This is a genomic window from Bradyrhizobium sp. LTSPM299 (assembly GCF_000938235.1).
GTDB lineage: Bacteria > Pseudomonadota > Alphaproteobacteria > Rhizobiales > Xanthobacteraceae > Bradyrhizobium.
Genome location: NZ_JYMU01000039.1, coordinates 169,577 through 184,513 on the forward strand (window position 1 = coordinate 169,577; position 14,937 = coordinate 184,513).

General features: G+C 63.8%; 13 protein-coding genes. 4 read left to right on the plus strand and 9 right to left on the minus strand.

Going from position 1 to position 14,937, the window contains the following annotated elements; all coding sequences use genetic code 11:
* Positions 1-24 precede the first annotated feature (24 nt).
* Complete coding sequence (locus UP10_RS20835) at positions 25-1,302, plus strand: beta-ketoacyl-ACP synthase (RefSeq protein WP_044589139.1); 1,278 nt, start codon at positions 25-27, stop codon at positions 1,300-1,302.
* Between the two features lie 20 nt (positions 1,303-1,322).
* Entirely contained in the window at positions 1,323-2,258 is a 936-nt protein-coding gene (locus tag UP10_RS20840) for a lipid A biosynthesis lauroyl acyltransferase (RefSeq protein WP_044589140.1), read from the plus strand.
* A gap of 9 nt (positions 2,259-2,267) precedes the next feature.
* On the opposite strand, the gene UP10_RS20845 is transcribed toward UP10_RS20840, so the two are convergent.
* The 8 genes from UP10_RS20845 to UP10_RS20880 form a co-directional block, all read right to left on the minus strand.
* Positions 2,268-3,374 (minus strand): polyamine ABC transporter substrate-binding protein, encoded by a 1,107-nt coding sequence (locus tag UP10_RS20845; protein ID WP_044589141.1) that lies wholly within the window; start codon positions 3,372-3,374, stop codon positions 2,268-2,270.
* A gap of 6 nt (positions 3,375-3,380) precedes the next feature.
* Entirely contained in the window at positions 3,381-4,550 is a 1,170-nt protein-coding gene (locus UP10_RS20850) for an aminotransferase (RefSeq protein ID WP_044589142.1), read from the minus strand.
* Positions 4,551-4,558: 8 nt separating this feature from the next.
* Entirely contained in the window at positions 4,559-4,888 is a 330-nt protein-coding gene (locus tag UP10_RS20855; protein ID WP_044589143.1) for a rhodanese-like domain-containing protein, read from the minus strand.
* A 158-nt stretch (positions 4,889-5,046) separates the two neighbouring features.
* Positions 5,047-5,493, minus strand: a complete 447-nt coding sequence (locus UP10_RS20860; RefSeq protein ID WP_044589144.1) for a GNAT family N-acetyltransferase — start codon at positions 5,491-5,493, stop codon at positions 5,047-5,049.
* 30 nt (positions 5,494-5,523) lie between these two features.
* Complete coding sequence (locus UP10_RS20865; protein WP_044536693.1) at positions 5,524-7,449, minus strand: potassium transporter Kup; 1,926 nt, start codon at positions 7,447-7,449, stop codon at positions 5,524-5,526.
* A 155-nt stretch (positions 7,450-7,604) separates the two neighbouring features.
* Positions 7,605-9,503, minus strand: coding sequence for a potassium transporter Kup (locus UP10_RS20870; protein WP_044589145.1), 1,899 nt, complete (start codon positions 9,501-9,503; stop codon positions 7,605-7,607).
* 113 nt (positions 9,504-9,616) lie between these two features.
* Positions 9,617-10,447 carry an OmpA/MotB family protein gene (locus UP10_RS20875; protein WP_044589146.1) on the minus strand — a complete coding sequence of 277 codons (831 nt, stop codon included), beginning with the start codon at positions 10,445-10,447 and terminating at the stop codon, positions 9,617-9,619.
* 33 nt (positions 10,448-10,480) lie between these two features.
* Positions 10,481-11,254, minus strand: a complete 774-nt coding sequence (locus tag UP10_RS20880) for a motility protein A (protein WP_044589147.1) — start codon at positions 11,252-11,254, stop codon at positions 10,481-10,483.
* A 380-nt stretch (positions 11,255-11,634) separates the two neighbouring features.
* On the opposite strand from UP10_RS20880, the gene UP10_RS20885 reads away from it, so the two are divergent.
* Positions 11,635-12,615 carry an NADPH:quinone oxidoreductase family protein gene (locus UP10_RS20885; protein ID WP_044589148.1) on the plus strand — a complete coding sequence of 327 codons (981 nt, stop codon included), beginning with the start codon at positions 11,635-11,637 and terminating at the stop codon, positions 12,613-12,615.
* 766 nt (positions 12,616-13,381) lie between these two features.
* On the opposite strand, the gene UP10_RS20890 is transcribed toward UP10_RS20885, so the two are convergent.
* A complete protein-coding gene (locus UP10_RS20890) occupies positions 13,382-14,113 on the minus strand; it encodes a phosphotransferase (protein ID WP_044589149.1) in 732 nt (243 codons plus the stop codon).
* Between the two features lie 61 nt (positions 14,114-14,174).
* Between UP10_RS20890 and UP10_RS46705 the strand changes: the two genes are divergently transcribed.
* Entirely contained in the window at positions 14,175-14,660 is a 486-nt protein-coding gene (locus UP10_RS46705; protein WP_502692224.1) for a VOC family protein, read from the plus strand.
* The last annotated feature ends 277 nt before the right edge of the window (positions 14,661-14,937 follow it).

The following is a 14,937-nucleotide window of genomic DNA, read 5'->3' on the forward strand; positions in this document are numbered from 1 at the left end:
CGGCGCAGCATCGACGGGGAAACCATGACAGCACCACGCGATAAATTCGGCCGGCCGATCGTTGTCGTGACCGGCATGGGGATCGTGACCTCGCTCGGCGCCGGCAAGACCGATAACTGGAACCGGCTGACCGCGGGCGAATCCGGCATCAAGACGGTGACGCGTTTCCCGATCGACGGCATGAAGACGACGATGGCCGGTGCGGTCGACTTCGTCACCGTCGAGCCCTTCTCTTCGACCAGCCTGTCCGAGCGCCTCGCGGTGATCGCCACCGAGGAAGCGCTCGAGCAATCCGGCGTCGGCAGCAAGGGCGACTTTCCGGGGCCGCTGTTTCTCGCGGTCGCTCCGGTCGAGACCGAATGGCCGCAACGGCTGGAGGTCGCGCGCTCCGTCGAGAAGCGAGACTTCGGAATCATCGACTATCTGGCGGCCTGTGGTAACGGCCAGTTCACCCATTATCACCGCCGCTTCACGTTCGGCTCGGTCGCACTCCACCTCGCCGACACCTTCGGCACCAAGGGATCGCCGATTTCGCTGTCGACGGCTTGCGCGTCCGGCGCCACCGCCATCCAGCTCGGCGTCGAGGCGATCCGCCGCGGCGAAGCCGATGCGGCGCTGTGCATCGCGACCGATGGCTCGGTCAATCCCGAAGCCATGGTGCGCTTCTCGCTGCTGTCGGCCCTCTCCACCCAGAACGATCCGCCGCAGGGCGCCTCGAAGCCGTTCTCGAAGAACCGCGATGGTTTCGTGATGGCCGAAGGCGCCGGCGCGCTGGTGCTGGAGAGCTACGACGCGGCGATGGCCCGCGGCGCGCGCATCCTCGGCGTCGTCGCCGGCTGCGGCGAGCTCACCGACTCCTTCCACCGCACCCGTTCGAGCCCCGACGGCAAGCCAGCGATCGGCTGCGTGCGCAAGACGCTTGCCGACGCGGGCATGGAGCCGGGCCAGATCGACCACATCAACGCGCACGGCACCTCGACCCCGGAAAACGACAAGATGGAATATCTTGCGACCTCGGCCGTGTTCGGCGACCATACGCCGAATATCCCAGTGTCGTCGAACAAGTCGGCGGTCGGCCACACCATCTCGGCGGCCGGCGCCGTCGAAGCGATCTACTCGCTGCTCACGCTCGAGCATCAGCGGATTCCGCCGACCATCAATTACGAGGTGCCGGATCCCGCAATTCCGTTCGATGTGGTCGGCAACAAGGCGCGCGACGCGCGCGTCACCGCCGTGATGTCGAACTCGTTCGGGTTCGGTGGGCAAAATGCCTCGCTGATCCTGACGCGAGAGCCGGCCTAGGCTGGCTCTCGCTTCGCACAATGAAACGTCTGCTCCTTCGCACCAAAGCGCGCCTGCGCGACGCCACCAAGCCAGCAACCGAGGCTGCGGTCGGCGCCTTGACGGTCGGCCTGTTGCGGACCGCGCGCTATTTCGATCCGGACAAGACGGCGAGGTTCTTCGGCCGCGCTACGCATTTCATCGGCCGCTGGCTGCGCGAGGATCGCATCGGCCGCGAGAACCTCAAGGCTGCCTTCCCGGAAAAGTCGCCGGAGGAGATCGAGCAAATCCTCACGGGCGTCTGGCACAATCTCGGGCGCCTCGGTGCCGAGTTCGCGCATCTCGATCACATCTGGGACTACGACATCGCTCATCCCGAGAAGCCCAGCCGCGTCGAATTCTCGCCGCGGAGCAAGGAGCTGTTCGACCGGCTCCGTGACGACGGCAAGCCGGCGCTGTTCTTTGCGGCGCATCTCGGTAACTGGGAGCTTCCCGCACTTGCCGCGGTCGCCCACGGGCTCGATGCCGCGATCCTGTTCCGGCGACCGAACATCGAATCCGCCGACCGCGCCATCGAGCGTATCCGGCAGGTCAAGATGGGCACGCTGGTGCCGGCCGGCCGCGACGCGCCGTTCAAGCTGGGGCAGGCCCTGCTGAACGGCCAGCACGTCGCAATGCTGGTCGACCAGTACCTGACCAACGGCGTTCCGGTCACCTTCTTTGGCCGCAAGACCACCGCCAACCCGCTGCTGGCGCGACTGCGCCGGCAGGTCGACTGCCCGATCCACGGCACGCGGATCATCCGCCTGCCCGACGGCCGCTTCCGCGGTGAAGTGTCGGAGGAAGTGAAACCGGTGTTCGATGCATCCGGCCAGATCGACGTTCAGGGCACGATGCAGGCGGTCACCGATGTCGTCGAGAGCTGGGTCCGCGAATATCCGGATCAGTGGCTCTGGCTGCACCGGCGCTGGCGCTAACGCTTCGCATCACTTCCCCGTCTTCACCCGCGTCCACAGGCGATTGATGATCCGCTGCGTGGCGGGATCCCGCGCCATGATCACGAACAGCTTCTGCTGCATCGCCTCGTCCGGATAGATGTTCTTGTCGTTGATGATAACAGGGTCAATCAGCTTCTGGCTTGCCAGATTGCCGTTGGCGTAGGACAGGAAGTTTGAGTTCTTCGCGGCGACCTCGGGACGATAGAGGTAGTTGATCAGCTCATAGGCTTCAGTGACGTTCTTCGCATCGGCAGGGATCGCGAGATTGTCGAAGAACATCTGCGCGCCCTCCTTCGGGATCGTGTAGCCGATCTCGACTCCGGTCTTGGCCTCCGCCGCGCGGCTGCGCGCCTGCATGATGTCGCCCGACCAACCGACCACGAAGCAGATGTCGCCCGAAGCCAGCGCGCTGAGATATTCGGACGAGTGGAATTTTCGGACATAGGGCCGAATCTTGATAACGAGATCGGCGGCCTTCTCCAGGTCGGTCTGCTTGGTCGAATTCGGATCGAGACCGAGATAGCTCAGCGCCGCCGGCAGGATATCGTCGGCGGAATCAAGCATATGGATGCCGCAATCCTTGAACTTGGCGAAGTTCTCCGGCTTGAACACCATGTCCCAGCTGTCGATCTTCGCATCGGGGCCGAGGATCTGCTTGATCATCTTGACGTTGTAGCCGATGCCGGTGGTGCCCCACATGTAGTTAGCGCCGTAGTTGTTGCCGGGATCGTAGGTCGCTAGCTGCTTCGTCACCACCGGCCAGGCATTGGCGAGGTTCGGCAGCTTCGACTTGTCGAAGCTCAAAAACACCTTGGCGGTGATCTGGCGCTGCAGGAAATAGCCGGTCGGCACCACGACGTCGTAGCCCGACTTGCCGGCAAGCAGCCGCGTCTCCAGCGTCTCGTTGGCGTCGAAAGTGTCGTAGACGACCTTGATGCCGGTCTCCTTGGTGAAGTCCTCCAGCACGCCCGGCGCCATATAGTTCGACCAATTGTAGAAATTGACCGTGCGCTGCTCCGCACCGGCGGAGACAGAGAACAGCAGAGCCGCGGCGACGACGCCGATCAGGCTAACGTACCGGCTCTGCTCTCTCATCCCGGCTTACCTCTTGCGGCGGTGGACCGCGTCCGACAGACGCTCCAGCGCAGTGTCGAGCGTTGCGTCCTTCTTGGAAAAACAAAACCGCACAACCGACGTTACCGCGTCCTGCTCGTAGAACGCGGACACCGGAATCGCCGCAACCTTGTAGTCCTGGACGATACGCCAGCAGAACTCCGCATCGGTCTCGTTGAGCCCGAGCGGCGACAGGTCCACGGTGAGGAAGTAGGTCCCCTGCGACTTCAGGACCGGGAAGCCGATGCTTTCCAGCCCCTTGGTAAGACGGTCGCGGCTCCGCGCCATATCCTTGCGCATATCGAGGAAATAGTCGTCCGGCTTGTTGAGGCCGTAAGCGACGGCGGCCTGCAGATTGGGCGCCGTCGTGAAGGTGAGAAACTGGTGAACCTTGGCGGCCACGCGCAACAGCGGCGGCGCGGCACAGACGAAGCCAACCTTCCATCCGGTCAGCGAGAAGATCTTGCCGGCGCTGCCAATCTTGATCGTGCGATCGCGCATGCCCGGGATCGTGATCAGCGGGATGTGCTCGCGGCCGTCGAACACCACGTGCTCCCAGACCTCGTCGCAGATCGCGACGCTGTCGAACTCCTGGCAGAACCGCGCCAGCAATTCGAGGTCCTCGCGCGGATAGACCACCGCCGCCGGGTTGAGCGGGTTGTTGAACAGCACCGCCTTGGTCTTGTGATTGAAGGCGCTCCGCAGCATCTCCTCGTTAAGCCGCCAGTGCGGCGGCTCAAGACGCAGCAGCCGCGGAATGCCGCCCGCCTGCCGGATGATCGGCAGATAGGAATCATAGACCGGCTGGAACACGATCACTTCATCGCCGGGCTCGACGACGGCGAGGATTGCCGAGGTCAACGCCTCGGTGCCGCCTGACGTCACCATCACCTCGGTCATCGGATCGAGGGTGAGCCCGTGCCAGCGGCCATAGTGCGACGCGATCGCCTGCCGGAGCTCCGGAATGCCCATCATCGACGGGTACTGGTTGTAGCCGTTCAGCGAGGCGTCCGCGGCGGCGCGGCGGATGTCCTCCGGTCCGGGATCGTCGGGAAAGCCCTGGCCGAGATTGATGGCGTTGTTGTCGCGCGCGGCCTGCGACATCGCCTCGAAGATCGTGACGGGAAGGTCCGCGAAGACCTTGTTCATGGAGGTCATGTCGGAGATCAGCCGCCCGTCTTGGTCGGCAATCCCGCCGCCTTCCAGCCGATGATGCCGCCGGCCAGATGCTTGTCATACGGCAGGCCCGCGGCCTGCGCCGCCAGCGAGGCCGTCACCGAGCGCTTGCCGGAGCGGCAGGCGAACACAACCTGCTTGCCTTTCGGATCGGGAATCGCCGACGGATCGAAGGTCGACAGCGGAACCACGACGCCATCGGGATAGGCCTCGACGGCAACCTCATTCGGCTCGCGGACGTCGACCAGGAGATAAAGTCCATCAGCTATTCCCTTCGACACCTCGTCCGGAAACAAATCTTCCACATTGTGGTCCGCCACGGAAAAATCCTCCCGACATATCAGATTGGCCAACTTCACGCCCCGCCAGCCCGGGCCGCAAAGTCGCCTCTCGCGCGGAGAAAATCAAGCGCCACAAGCGACTTAAAGCACCGTCCAAAGCTTCCACAAGAGCCTTAGCTCGAGCCTCCCCGGCGTGGCTATTGAAGCTGCTTTGCAATCGGCCAGGCGCCATCAGGCGTTTGAGGCGCTGTGGCCCGATAACCCCGTTGAAGGTAGAAATCCAGCGCATTCGAACTGGCTTCGGCGCGGATCTCCCGGACACCACGCGACCGCATCAGGCTTTCGAGCATGGCAAGCAAGCCGCCGCCGATGCCTCGGCCGGCAAATTCGGGGGCCATATACAGCCCTTCCAGATAGCCACCGCGAATGGCGCCCCACCCGGCTGCGATGCCATCTGATTCAGCAACCCAGATCTTCAGTTCGCGAAGCTTTTGCTCCATGCCTGCGGGCGTGAGCTTCATCGCCCACGCCGCGGCTTCGTCGGCCGGAATTCCCTTCGAGGCGAGTTCGAGGATCGATGTCCGCCGAATCTCGAAGAGGCGAATTGCATCACCGCGCGTGGCTCGACGGTAGACAGGACTCATCTCGGCGTGCGGTCCCCCGAGTAGCTCAAACTAGATCGTGACCTGCGTGCCGACCTCGACGACCCGGCCGGTCGGAATCTGGAAATAGTCGGTGGCGTCGTTGGACGCGCGGCTGAGTGCAATGAACAGGTGGTCCTGCCAGCTCGGCATGCCGGAATGCGCCGCCGGCTTCAGCGCGCGACGCGACAGGAAGAACGAGGTCGACATGATGTCGAACTGCCAGCCGAGCTTGCGGGCGATCGCCAGCGTCTTCGGCACGTTCGGCGATTCCATGAAGCCGAATTTCAGGGTCACCTTGGAGAACGTCTCGCTCAGCTGCTCCATCCGCACGCGCTCGGACGGGTCGATGCGCGGCGTTGGCGCGGTCTCGATGGTGAGGATGATGTTCTTCTGATGTAGCACCTTGTAGTGCTTCAGGCTGTGCATCAGCGCGGTCGGCGCGCTGACGGGATCGCTGGTCAGGAACACCGCGGTGCCGGAGACCCGCTGCGGCGGCCGCTTCTCAAGCATCGCGACGAGATCCGCCAGCGGGAATTCCAGCTTGCGCGACTTCTCGAACAACAGCCGGCTGCCATGGCGCCAGGTGTACATCACGACGATCATGGCAGCGCCGAGCGCGAGCGGCACCCAGCCCCCCTCCCAGACCTTGAGCAGGTTCGCGGCGAGGAAGGTCAGATCGAGGAACAGGAACGGGGCAATCAGGGCCGCGGCTGCGAACGGCGACCATTTCCAGACCCGCCAGATCACGACGAACCCCATCATCGCCGTCACCACCATGGTGCCGGTCACCGAGATGCCGTAGGCCGAAGCGAGCGCGCTGGAGGAGCGGAACATCAGCACCAACAGGATCACCGCGATGAGCAGCAGCCGGTTGATGCGGGGCATGTAGATCTGCCCGGAATGCGCTTCCGAGGTGTGGCGGATTTCAAAGCGCGGCAACAGCCCGAGCTGGATCGCCTGCCGCGTCAGCGAATAGGCGCCGGTGATGACGGCCTGGCTCGCGATCACGGTCGCGAGCGTCGCAAGCGCGACCATCGGGATCAGCGCCCAGTCCGGGAACATCAGGAAGAACGGATTCTCGATCGCCTTGGGATCGGCAAGCAAGAGCGCCGCCTGCCCCATGTAATTGAGCGTCAGCGAGGGCAGCACGATGAACAGCCACGCGGTCTGGATCGGACGCTTGCCGAAATGGCCGAGGTCGGCATAGAGCGCCTCCGCGCCAGTCACGGCAAGGAAGACCGCACCGAGGGTGACGAAGCCGATCACGCCGTGATGCAGCATGAACGATACTGCGTGGATCGGGTTGAGCGCGTAAAGTACCTCGGGATGCCGCGCGATCTGCGGCAGCGCCGCAATTGCGATGATCGCGAACCACACGCACATCACGGGTCCGAAGAAGGCCGCGACGCGGGCGGTGCCGCGCGACTGCACCGAGAACAGGATGACCAGGATGATCACCGTGAGCGGGACGACGTAGGGATCGAAGGTCGAGGTCACGAGCTTGATGCCTTCGACCGCCGACAGCACCGACAGCGCCGGTGTGATGACGGCATCGCCATAGAACAACGCGCCGCTGATGATGCCGAGCAGCACGATCGCCCCGGCCCCCTTGGTGACCGCGCGCTGCGCCAGCGCCATCAGCGCCAGCGTCCCGCCCTCGCCGTGATTGTCGGCACGAAGCAGGACCACGACATATTTCAGCGTGACGACGATGATCAGCGCCCACAGGATCAGCGAGAGGACGCCGAGCACCGCATGCGCCATCGGCTCTGCTTCGGAGCCGCTGGCCGCGACGACGGCTTCGCGCAGCGCGTAAAGCGGGCTGGTGCCGATGTCGCCATAGACGACACCGATGCTGCCGATCATCAGAGCCTTGAAGCCTGCGGTAGAATGCGCTTCGCCATGACCATTGGCCGCGGGCGTTTCCGCCGCGGTGATCGCACTCTCGGATGACATGGGAAGGCGCGCCTCTATCCTCTGCCGCACTGCACAACGCGGCGTCGCAGGGCTATACTCCCGGCGTGAATGCATAGGTTAGCACGGATTCAGGCCTCCGGCATGCGTATCACGCATAGATCACGGTTGTTCAACTCTCGAATCCTGCCGTCCAATCAAATAGTTACCTGAGTACCGACCTCCACGACCCGGCCGGTCGGGATCTGGAAATAGTCGGTCGCATCGTTGGCGGAGCGGCTCATCGCGATGAACAGGTGGTCCTGCCATTGCGGCATGCCCGACTGCGCGGACGGTTTCAGCGAGCGGCGCGACACGAAGAACGAGGTCGCCATGATGTCGAATTGCCAGCCGAGCTTGCGCGCCACCGCCAGCGCCTTCGGCACGTTCGGCGATTCCATGAAGCCGAAGCGCAGCCGCACAGTCGTGAACTTGTCGCTGATCTTCTCCATGTGCACGCGCTCGGAGAGATCGACGCGCGGCGTTGGCGCGGTCTCGATGGTCAGGATCACATTGTGCTCGTGCAGCACCTTGTTGTGCTTGAGGTTGTGAAGCAGCGCGGTCGGCACGAAGTTCGGATCGCTGGTGAGGAACACCGCGGTGCCCTTGACGACGTGCGGCGGCCGCTTCTCCAGGCTCTTGATCAGGTCGCGCAGCGGGACCTCGATGCGGCGGGTCATCGCGACCAGGATCGCGGCGCCGCGCCGCCAGGTCCAGATCATGACAGCCACGATCGCGCCGAACAGCAGCGGCACCCAGGCGCCTTCGAACAGCTTGAGCAGATTGGCGCTGAAGAAGGTCATGTCGACGACGACGAACGGCAGGATTAACGCCGCCGCTGACGCCACACGCCAATTCCACAGCTTCCAGATCACGATGAAGCCCATGATGCCGTCGGCGACCATGGTCGTGGAGACGGCGATGCCATAGGCGGAGGCGAGACCACTCGAGGTGCGGAACAACAGCACCAACAGCAGCACGCCGATCAGCAGCAGGCGATTGACCCGTGGCAGATAGATCTGGCCGGCGTGGGTCTCCGAGGTGTAGCGGACCTCGAAGCGCGGCAACAGCCCGAGTTGCACCGCCTGGCGGATCAGCGAATAGGCGCCGGTGATCACCGCCTGACTGGCGATCACAGTCGCAGCGGTGGCGAGCACCACCAGCGGCAACAGCAGCACCTCCGGCACCATGCGATAGAACGAGTTCTCGATCGCGGCCGGATCGGTCAGCACCAGCGCGCCCTGCCCGAAATAGTTGAGAAGCAGCGACGGCAGCACGAAGAACAGCCAGCCGGACTGGATCGGCTTGCGGCCGAAATGCCCGAGATCCGCATACAGTGCCTCGCCACCGGTCACCGCGAGGAACACCGCGCCCAGCGTCACCAGGCCGATGGTGCCGTGGGTCAGCAGGAACTGGAGCGCGTAATACGGATTGATCGCCGCCAGTACCGACGGATCGTCCATGATGTGCATGACGCCCATCACCGCCAGCGCGGCGAACCACACCACCATGACCGGTCCGAAGGCGGAGGCGACGCGGGCGGTGCCGCTGCTCTGCACCGAGAACAGCGCGACGAGGATCAGGATCGTCAGCGGCACAACATAGTGCTCGAGATGCGGCATGGCGAGCTTGAGGCCTTCGACCGCCGACAGCACCGAGATCGCCGGCGTAATCATGGAATCGCCGATGAACATCGACGCGCCGACCACGCCGAGCGCCAGCAGCGGCCAGCTCCGGCGGCCGATCGCGCGCTGGCCGAGCGCCATCAGCGAGAGCGTGCCGCCCTCGCCATTGTTGTCGGCGCGCAGCAGCAGCAGCACGTATTTGGCGGTGACGACGATGAACAGCGCCCACAGGATCAGGCTGAGCACGCCGAGTACCATGATGCGGGTAACAGGCTGGCCGTGCGCTGCGCCGCCAACCGCCTCGCGGAAGGCATAGAGCGGCGACGTCCCGATATCGCCGAACACCACCCCGATGCTGCCCAGCGTCAGGGCCCAGAAGCCCGAGGTGGCCTGCCCCTCCTGGGCTTCGGTGGATGAGACGCTGACCGCCATGACGAGGATGGAACGCTTGACCGGTTGATTTGATCCGCGCGGCTATCGACGCTTCCGCCCTGTCTGTCAATCGAGCAACAGGGCTAGCTTGACGGTAGCATGATAACCAGCACCTACGGCTTCAGATCCGGCGGCAGCGGCGGATTTTCCCGCATCAAGGTGATGGTGACGCGGCGGTTCGCCGGCAGCGTCGGATCGTCGGGAAACAGTGGCTGGCCATCGGCTTTGCCTGATACCGCGAAGATATGGGCCGACGGCAGCCCTTCCCGCTCCAGGATCTGCCGCACAACGTTGGCGCGATCCGCGGACAGGTCGAAGGCGTCGTAATCGCTGCGCGCCGGCACGAAGCCTGCGGCAGTATGTCCGATGATTGAAACCCGCAACGGCGTCGCCTTCAGCGGCGCGGCGAGCTTCTGGATCAGCCGGCGGGTGCGGTCATACGGCAGCTTGGACCCGTCGGCGAACATCGAACGGCCGTCCTGGTCGACGATCTCGAGGTTGAGCCCCTCATTGGTCTCCTCGAACATGATGTTCTTGGAGATCTCGGTCAGCTCCGGCATGTCCTGCAGTGCCTGCCGCAGCGAGGCGGAAGCCAGCGCGAATTCGCGGTCGATCTTCAGCCGCGCGCCGTTGAGCTGACTGCGCTCCTGCTCGTCCGGCGTCGGATTGGCGGAGGATTCCTCCGGCGAGATGTGGTCGACATTCTTCAGCTTCGGCCGCGTCGGCAGGCCGTCTGACTCGATGATGCCGGAATAGCGGACGTTGGTCTGCACTCCGAAGGCGTCGCGCATCGAGCCGGCGACGATCTTCAACTTGTTGTTGTCCATGGTGGAGAAGGCGACGAGCATCACGAAGAAGCTCATCATCAGACCCATCAGGTCCGCGAACGTCACGAACCAGCCGTGACCTCCGCCATGTGCATCACCGCGCTTTTTCTTCGCCATCGATCAAGCTTCCTGGACGCGCCGCCCCACCCCTTAGGCCGGGACCGGCTCGCCCTCCTCGTGGCGATGTTTTTCCGGCAGATAGGCCAGCAGCATTTCGCGGACCAGCGCCGGGCTCTTGGAATCGCGGATCATCAGGATGCCGTCGATGATCAGCGTGCGGTTGGTCTCCTCGTCGAGCAGCTTGCCGTGCAGCTTGTCGGCGATCGGCAGACAGAACAGGTTGGCGACCAGCGCGCCGTACAGGGTCGCGAGCAGCGCGGTTGCCATGAACGGGCCGAGCTTGGAGGGGTCGGTCATGTTGGCGAACATCTGCACCATGCCGATCAGCGTGCCGATCATGCCGAACGCCGGCGCGCAGTCGCCGATCGCGCGGTAGATCTTGCTGCCCTCGTCGAGGTGCATCAGGAAATTGTCGCGGTCGCGTTCCAGATTGTCGCGGATGAATTCGAGGTCGTATCCGTCGGCGACATAGCGGATGCCCTTGGCGAGGAAGGCCTCGTTGGTCTCGACCTTTTCGAGGCCGACCGGGCCCTGCTTGCGGGCGATCTCGGCGATGCGGGCGAGCTCGTCGACCAGGTCACGGGCCGACAGCCGGCTCATGGTGAAGGCGTATTTGGCGCCGAGCGGCAGGCCGTGCAGCATAACGCCGAGCGGGAAGCGGATCATGGTGGCCGCGATCGAACCACCGAAGATGATGATCATGGCATGTTCGGAAATGAACATGTGCACGTCGCCGCCCAACAGCATCATCACCGCGATGACGATGACGCCAGCCAACAGCCCAGCGCCGGTCATGATATCCATGGGAGACTCCAACGCGTACGCAACAGCCGCCTGTCCTGGACGGCGCGCGCTCCAAGGCGGATCACGCGGAAAAACCCTAACGTTAATGCCATTAAGGACGCGTTACCGAATTTGGTAGGGATAACAACGGGTAAACACGTCCCTTTTCGCGATGTCGTTGAAGATGCTGGCTTTCCGCAACGGCCACCGCCGCGGCATGCGCAAAAGCCCTCCCCGTAGAACATCGGACATGGGATAGCTGTCTGCTCAGGAGCGTTTTCGAGCGAAGTGGGTACCGGTTCGCGTGAAGAAAACGCGTCAAAACAAGAATCTAGAGCTCCGTTCCGATTCCATCGGAACGGAAATAGCTCTAGAGGAAACGAACCAACGGGAAACGCAGGATGAAGGCGGTTGTCGTCGAGCAATATGCGCCCATCGATCAGATCGGGCTGCAGGAAACCGGCATGCCGGTGGCCGGACCGGGCCAGGTCCGCGTCCGAGTGCAGGCCGCGAGCATCGGCTTTGTCGATGGATTGAAGGTCGAGGGCCGCTACCAGACCAAGGATCCCCTGCCCTTCACACCGGGCGCGGAGTTCGCCGGCGTGGTCGACGCGGTGGCCGATGACGTCACCAGATTCACGCCGGGCATGCGGGTGATGGGTGCCGCGCGCTCGGGCGCGCTGGCGGAATATATCGCGGTGCCGGCCACTGCCGTCGAGATCATGCCTGATGGCCTCTCGATGGAGGCTGCTGCTGCCTTCCGCACCAACTATCTCACCGCGCTCTATGCGCTCGGCGAACGCGGTACGCTGCGCGCCGGCGAGCAGTTGCTCGTGCTCGGCGCGGCCGGCGGCACCGGTATCGCCGCGATCCAGATCGGCAAGCTGCTTGGTGCGCGCGTCATCGCCGCCGCCTCGACCGAGGAGAAGCGCAACTTCGCTGCGCGCTTCGGTGCTGACGCCGTCGTCGACTACACCAGGGCTGACTGGCGCGACGCGCTGAAGGACGCGACCGGCGGTCATGGCGCCGACGTGATCTTCGATCCGGTCGGCGGCGAGGTCTCGCTGCAGGCGTTCCGCTCGATCGCCTGGAACGGGCGGCATCTCGTGGTCGGCTTTGCCGCAGGCACCATCCCCGCGCTGCCGTTCAATCTGCCGCTGCTGAAGGGCGGCCTCCTGATCGGTGTCGATGTCGCCCAGATCGCGCGCCGCGAGCCTGAGGCCCAGACGCGCGTGATGACGCAATTGTCGACCTGGCTGAATGACGGCAAGCTCGTGCCTGTCGTCGGCCACGTGTTCGCATTTGAGGATTTTCGCGCCGCGTTCAGGACGATGCAGACGCGTGCTGCGCTGGGGAAAATGGTGGTGCGGATCGGGTCGTGAGGATGGCGACGCTGTCACGACGTTCCCAGCCACATCTTCGGTGTCATCGCCCGGCTTGACCGGGCGACCCCAGTATTCCAGAGACGGTTGTGCTTGAGCCGATGGGCCGCGGCGTACTGGGTCGCCCGGTCAAGCCGGGCAATGACAGTGAATTTGTTGCGCCGCTTGTCAGTCATACATCCGCATTCTCGCGACATGATTTGTCTGAGCTTTGCATTTCGTTCCGCCCTCTCTTGAACAGAGGGCGCAGGGAAAGCCGGGTGCACGCTGCACCCGCGGTCTCGCGTGCAAGGGTAGAAAGAAAACCGCACACGAGCATACAGGTCCAGCGGAGGCACTCCGGCTTTCCCTGCGCGATGGGTTACGGCTTATACGTGCTCTCCCCGGCGAAGACCGGGCTTGTTTATCACCGTCGTCCGCAAGATGCCTAAGCGTCTCGCGAACTTTTGCCTGCCACTGGGGCGTCGGGACCACACGATTTCACCGTCCGCCTTACGCGTGCTCGTCAGTCACACGCACGGCGTCCACCGCATCCCACCGCGCGTTCGTGACGTGCGCTCGCCCCTCAATCGGGTAGGACGACATATCTATATCACTGAGTTTCTCTTCTGGAAATCGGAATATTTTTCACGCGAGGGCTTGACGGGTTTTTGCTGAGTTGCCCGTCGGGCTATCTTGTCGTACGCGCCGAGCGGCCCACTGTAAGTGCACTGTCTCCCCGACTTCCGAGTCTGACCCATTTCGGTCGTCGAGCCGCTGCCGCTGCTCAGACCGCTCGAACTTGGGCAAGCCGCTTGATTGCGTACGCATCGTCCCAGCAGACGGCGGCTTCCCATGCGGCCGATGCTTGCGCGGCGATGTCATGCGCGCCGCCATCGAGACCGGCGGCGTTGTGGGGCAGCACCAGGTCGAGATCGGGGACGTCAACATGCGACTCGTCCCAGTCGATCAGCGCGACCCGATCCGCGGTCATGCGGATGTTGCGCGGGTTCGGGTCGCCGTGGACGACGCAGGTCTGACGCCCGACGAGCCGCGCCCACGCGGCGCGGCATCGAGCAACGCCCTCAGGCGGCATGGCGCCGAGGTCGATCCTCGTCCCGGTCTCGGCGTGCAGGAGGTCGGTCGACGATCGCCAACCCGGACGCTGCGGCCACCCCGCCGTTATCAGATGCAGCCGGCGGAGCATGTCGGCCACGCGACGCCAGTCGGCCTCCGTCTCTGGCGGTCCGCCCTCCACATATGTCATCACCACCAGACCGTCCGAGAACAGCCGGCCGTCTGTCGTCGGGATCGGCACCGGCACGGTCAGACCTTCACGGTCGAGGTGTTGGAGGAGCTCGGTCTCCCACCCGAGATCAGCGTCGCTCCTCGCACCGAGACGACCGACCGCGAGGTGCCCTTGGACGCGCACGCTCCACACGTCGTTGGCGACCCCGCCGGCGAGTGGCTCGATGCGAGCGACGTCTTCACCCCACTGCCCGAGCGCCTCCCATCCCATTGGCGACATCAAGGACACTCCTCGTCGAGTTGGCTGAATGTCACCTATTGGCCCTCCAGACATGGCACCGACATCAACCCTCGTCGGCTCCCAACTACGACATCGCCTGATCGCGTGTAAAGGTACCCCCAGAATACCGGATTGTGGATCAATAGACCCGAAGAGGAGCCAGCATGCAGTCAAAGATGGCGCCGTGGGCCTTCGTGGTCGCTGTTCCGACATCAACCGAAGCTCTCAGTATTTTCACGACGTGCTTGGCTTCCGTATCGGTTGGGAGGATGCAACGGATTGGCGATTGGTCGAGAGGGACGGCGTGAGGATTATGCTTGGCCAGTGCCCGGCCGACATCCATCCGAGCGCGCTTGGTTCTCACAATTGGTTTGGCTATCTGGAGGTCGATGATGTCGACGGCTTGCACGCAGAATTTGCAGCGCGAGGGGCGATCTGCTCCGCCCCCAAAGATTCTCACTACGGAATGCGTGAGATCGTCGTAACCACAATCGACGGGCACAGGCTTGTGTGCGGCCAACCGTCGAAACGGACCTGATCGCGAAGGTCCGGTTGTGTGAAGGGTTTCGGATGCCGGCCGCATGAATGACGTGGCCGCGAGTTCGGCGGCCGGCGTCCGAAAGCCTCCAAGGGAGGAAAGCGCGCTTGGGGAACGTGCGGCGGTGCCGCAGGCGCTATGGCGATTTGAGCGCCACGGGTGAGCCGACTGATTGGAATCGCGCCGATACAACGAGATGTTCGGCAGTTGAGCGGCTGACCAATGAGCTGCGGATGGGGTCGCACGCGATGAATTGTCGGACGATTTGAGGCGACAA

Bases quoted from the DNA above. Each gene is read 5' to 3' on its own strand.
- UP10_RS20890 (WP_044589149.1), bottom strand. From the start codon at position 14,113: ATGGGATGGGAGGCGCTCGGGCAGTGGGGTGAAGACGTCGCTCGCATC.
- UP10_RS20850 (WP_044589142.1), bottom strand. From the start codon at position 4,550: ATGACCTCCATGAACAAGGTCTTCGCGGACCTTCCCGTCACGATCTTC.
- UP10_RS20870 (WP_044589145.1), bottom strand. From the start codon at position 9,503: ATGGCGGTCAGCGTCTCATCCACCGAAGCCCAGGAGGGGCAGGCCACC.
- UP10_RS20865 (WP_044536693.1), bottom strand. From the start codon at position 7,449: ATGTCATCCGAGAGTGCGATCACCGCGGCGGAAACGCCCGCGGCCAAT.
- UP10_RS20840 (WP_044589140.1), top strand. From the start codon at position 1,323: ATGAAACGTCTGCTCCTTCGCACCAAAGCGCGCCTGCGCGACGCCACC.
- UP10_RS20880 (WP_044589147.1), bottom strand. From the start codon at position 11,254: ATGGATATCATGACCGGCGCTGGGCTGTTGGCTGGCGTCATCGTCATC.
- UP10_RS20885 (WP_044589148.1), top strand. From the start codon at position 11,635: ATGAAGGCGGTTGTCGTCGAGCAATATGCGCCCATCGATCAGATCGGG.
- UP10_RS20845 (WP_044589141.1), bottom strand. From the start codon at position 3,374: ATGAGAGAGCAGAGCCGGTACGTTAGCCTGATCGGCGTCGTCGCCGCG.
- UP10_RS20860 (WP_044589144.1), bottom strand. From the start codon at position 5,493: ATGAGTCCTGTCTACCGTCGAGCCACGCGCGGTGATGCAATTCGCCTC.
- UP10_RS20835 (WP_044589139.1), top strand. From the start codon at position 25: ATGACAGCACCACGCGATAAATTCGGCCGGCCGATCGTTGTCGTGACC.
- UP10_RS46705 (WP_502692224.1), top strand. From the start codon at position 14,175: ATGGCACCGACATCAACCCTCGTCGGCTCCCAACTACGACATCGCCTG.
- UP10_RS20875 (WP_044589146.1), bottom strand. From the start codon at position 10,447: ATGGCGAAGAAAAAGCGCGGTGATGCACATGGCGGAGGTCACGGCTGG.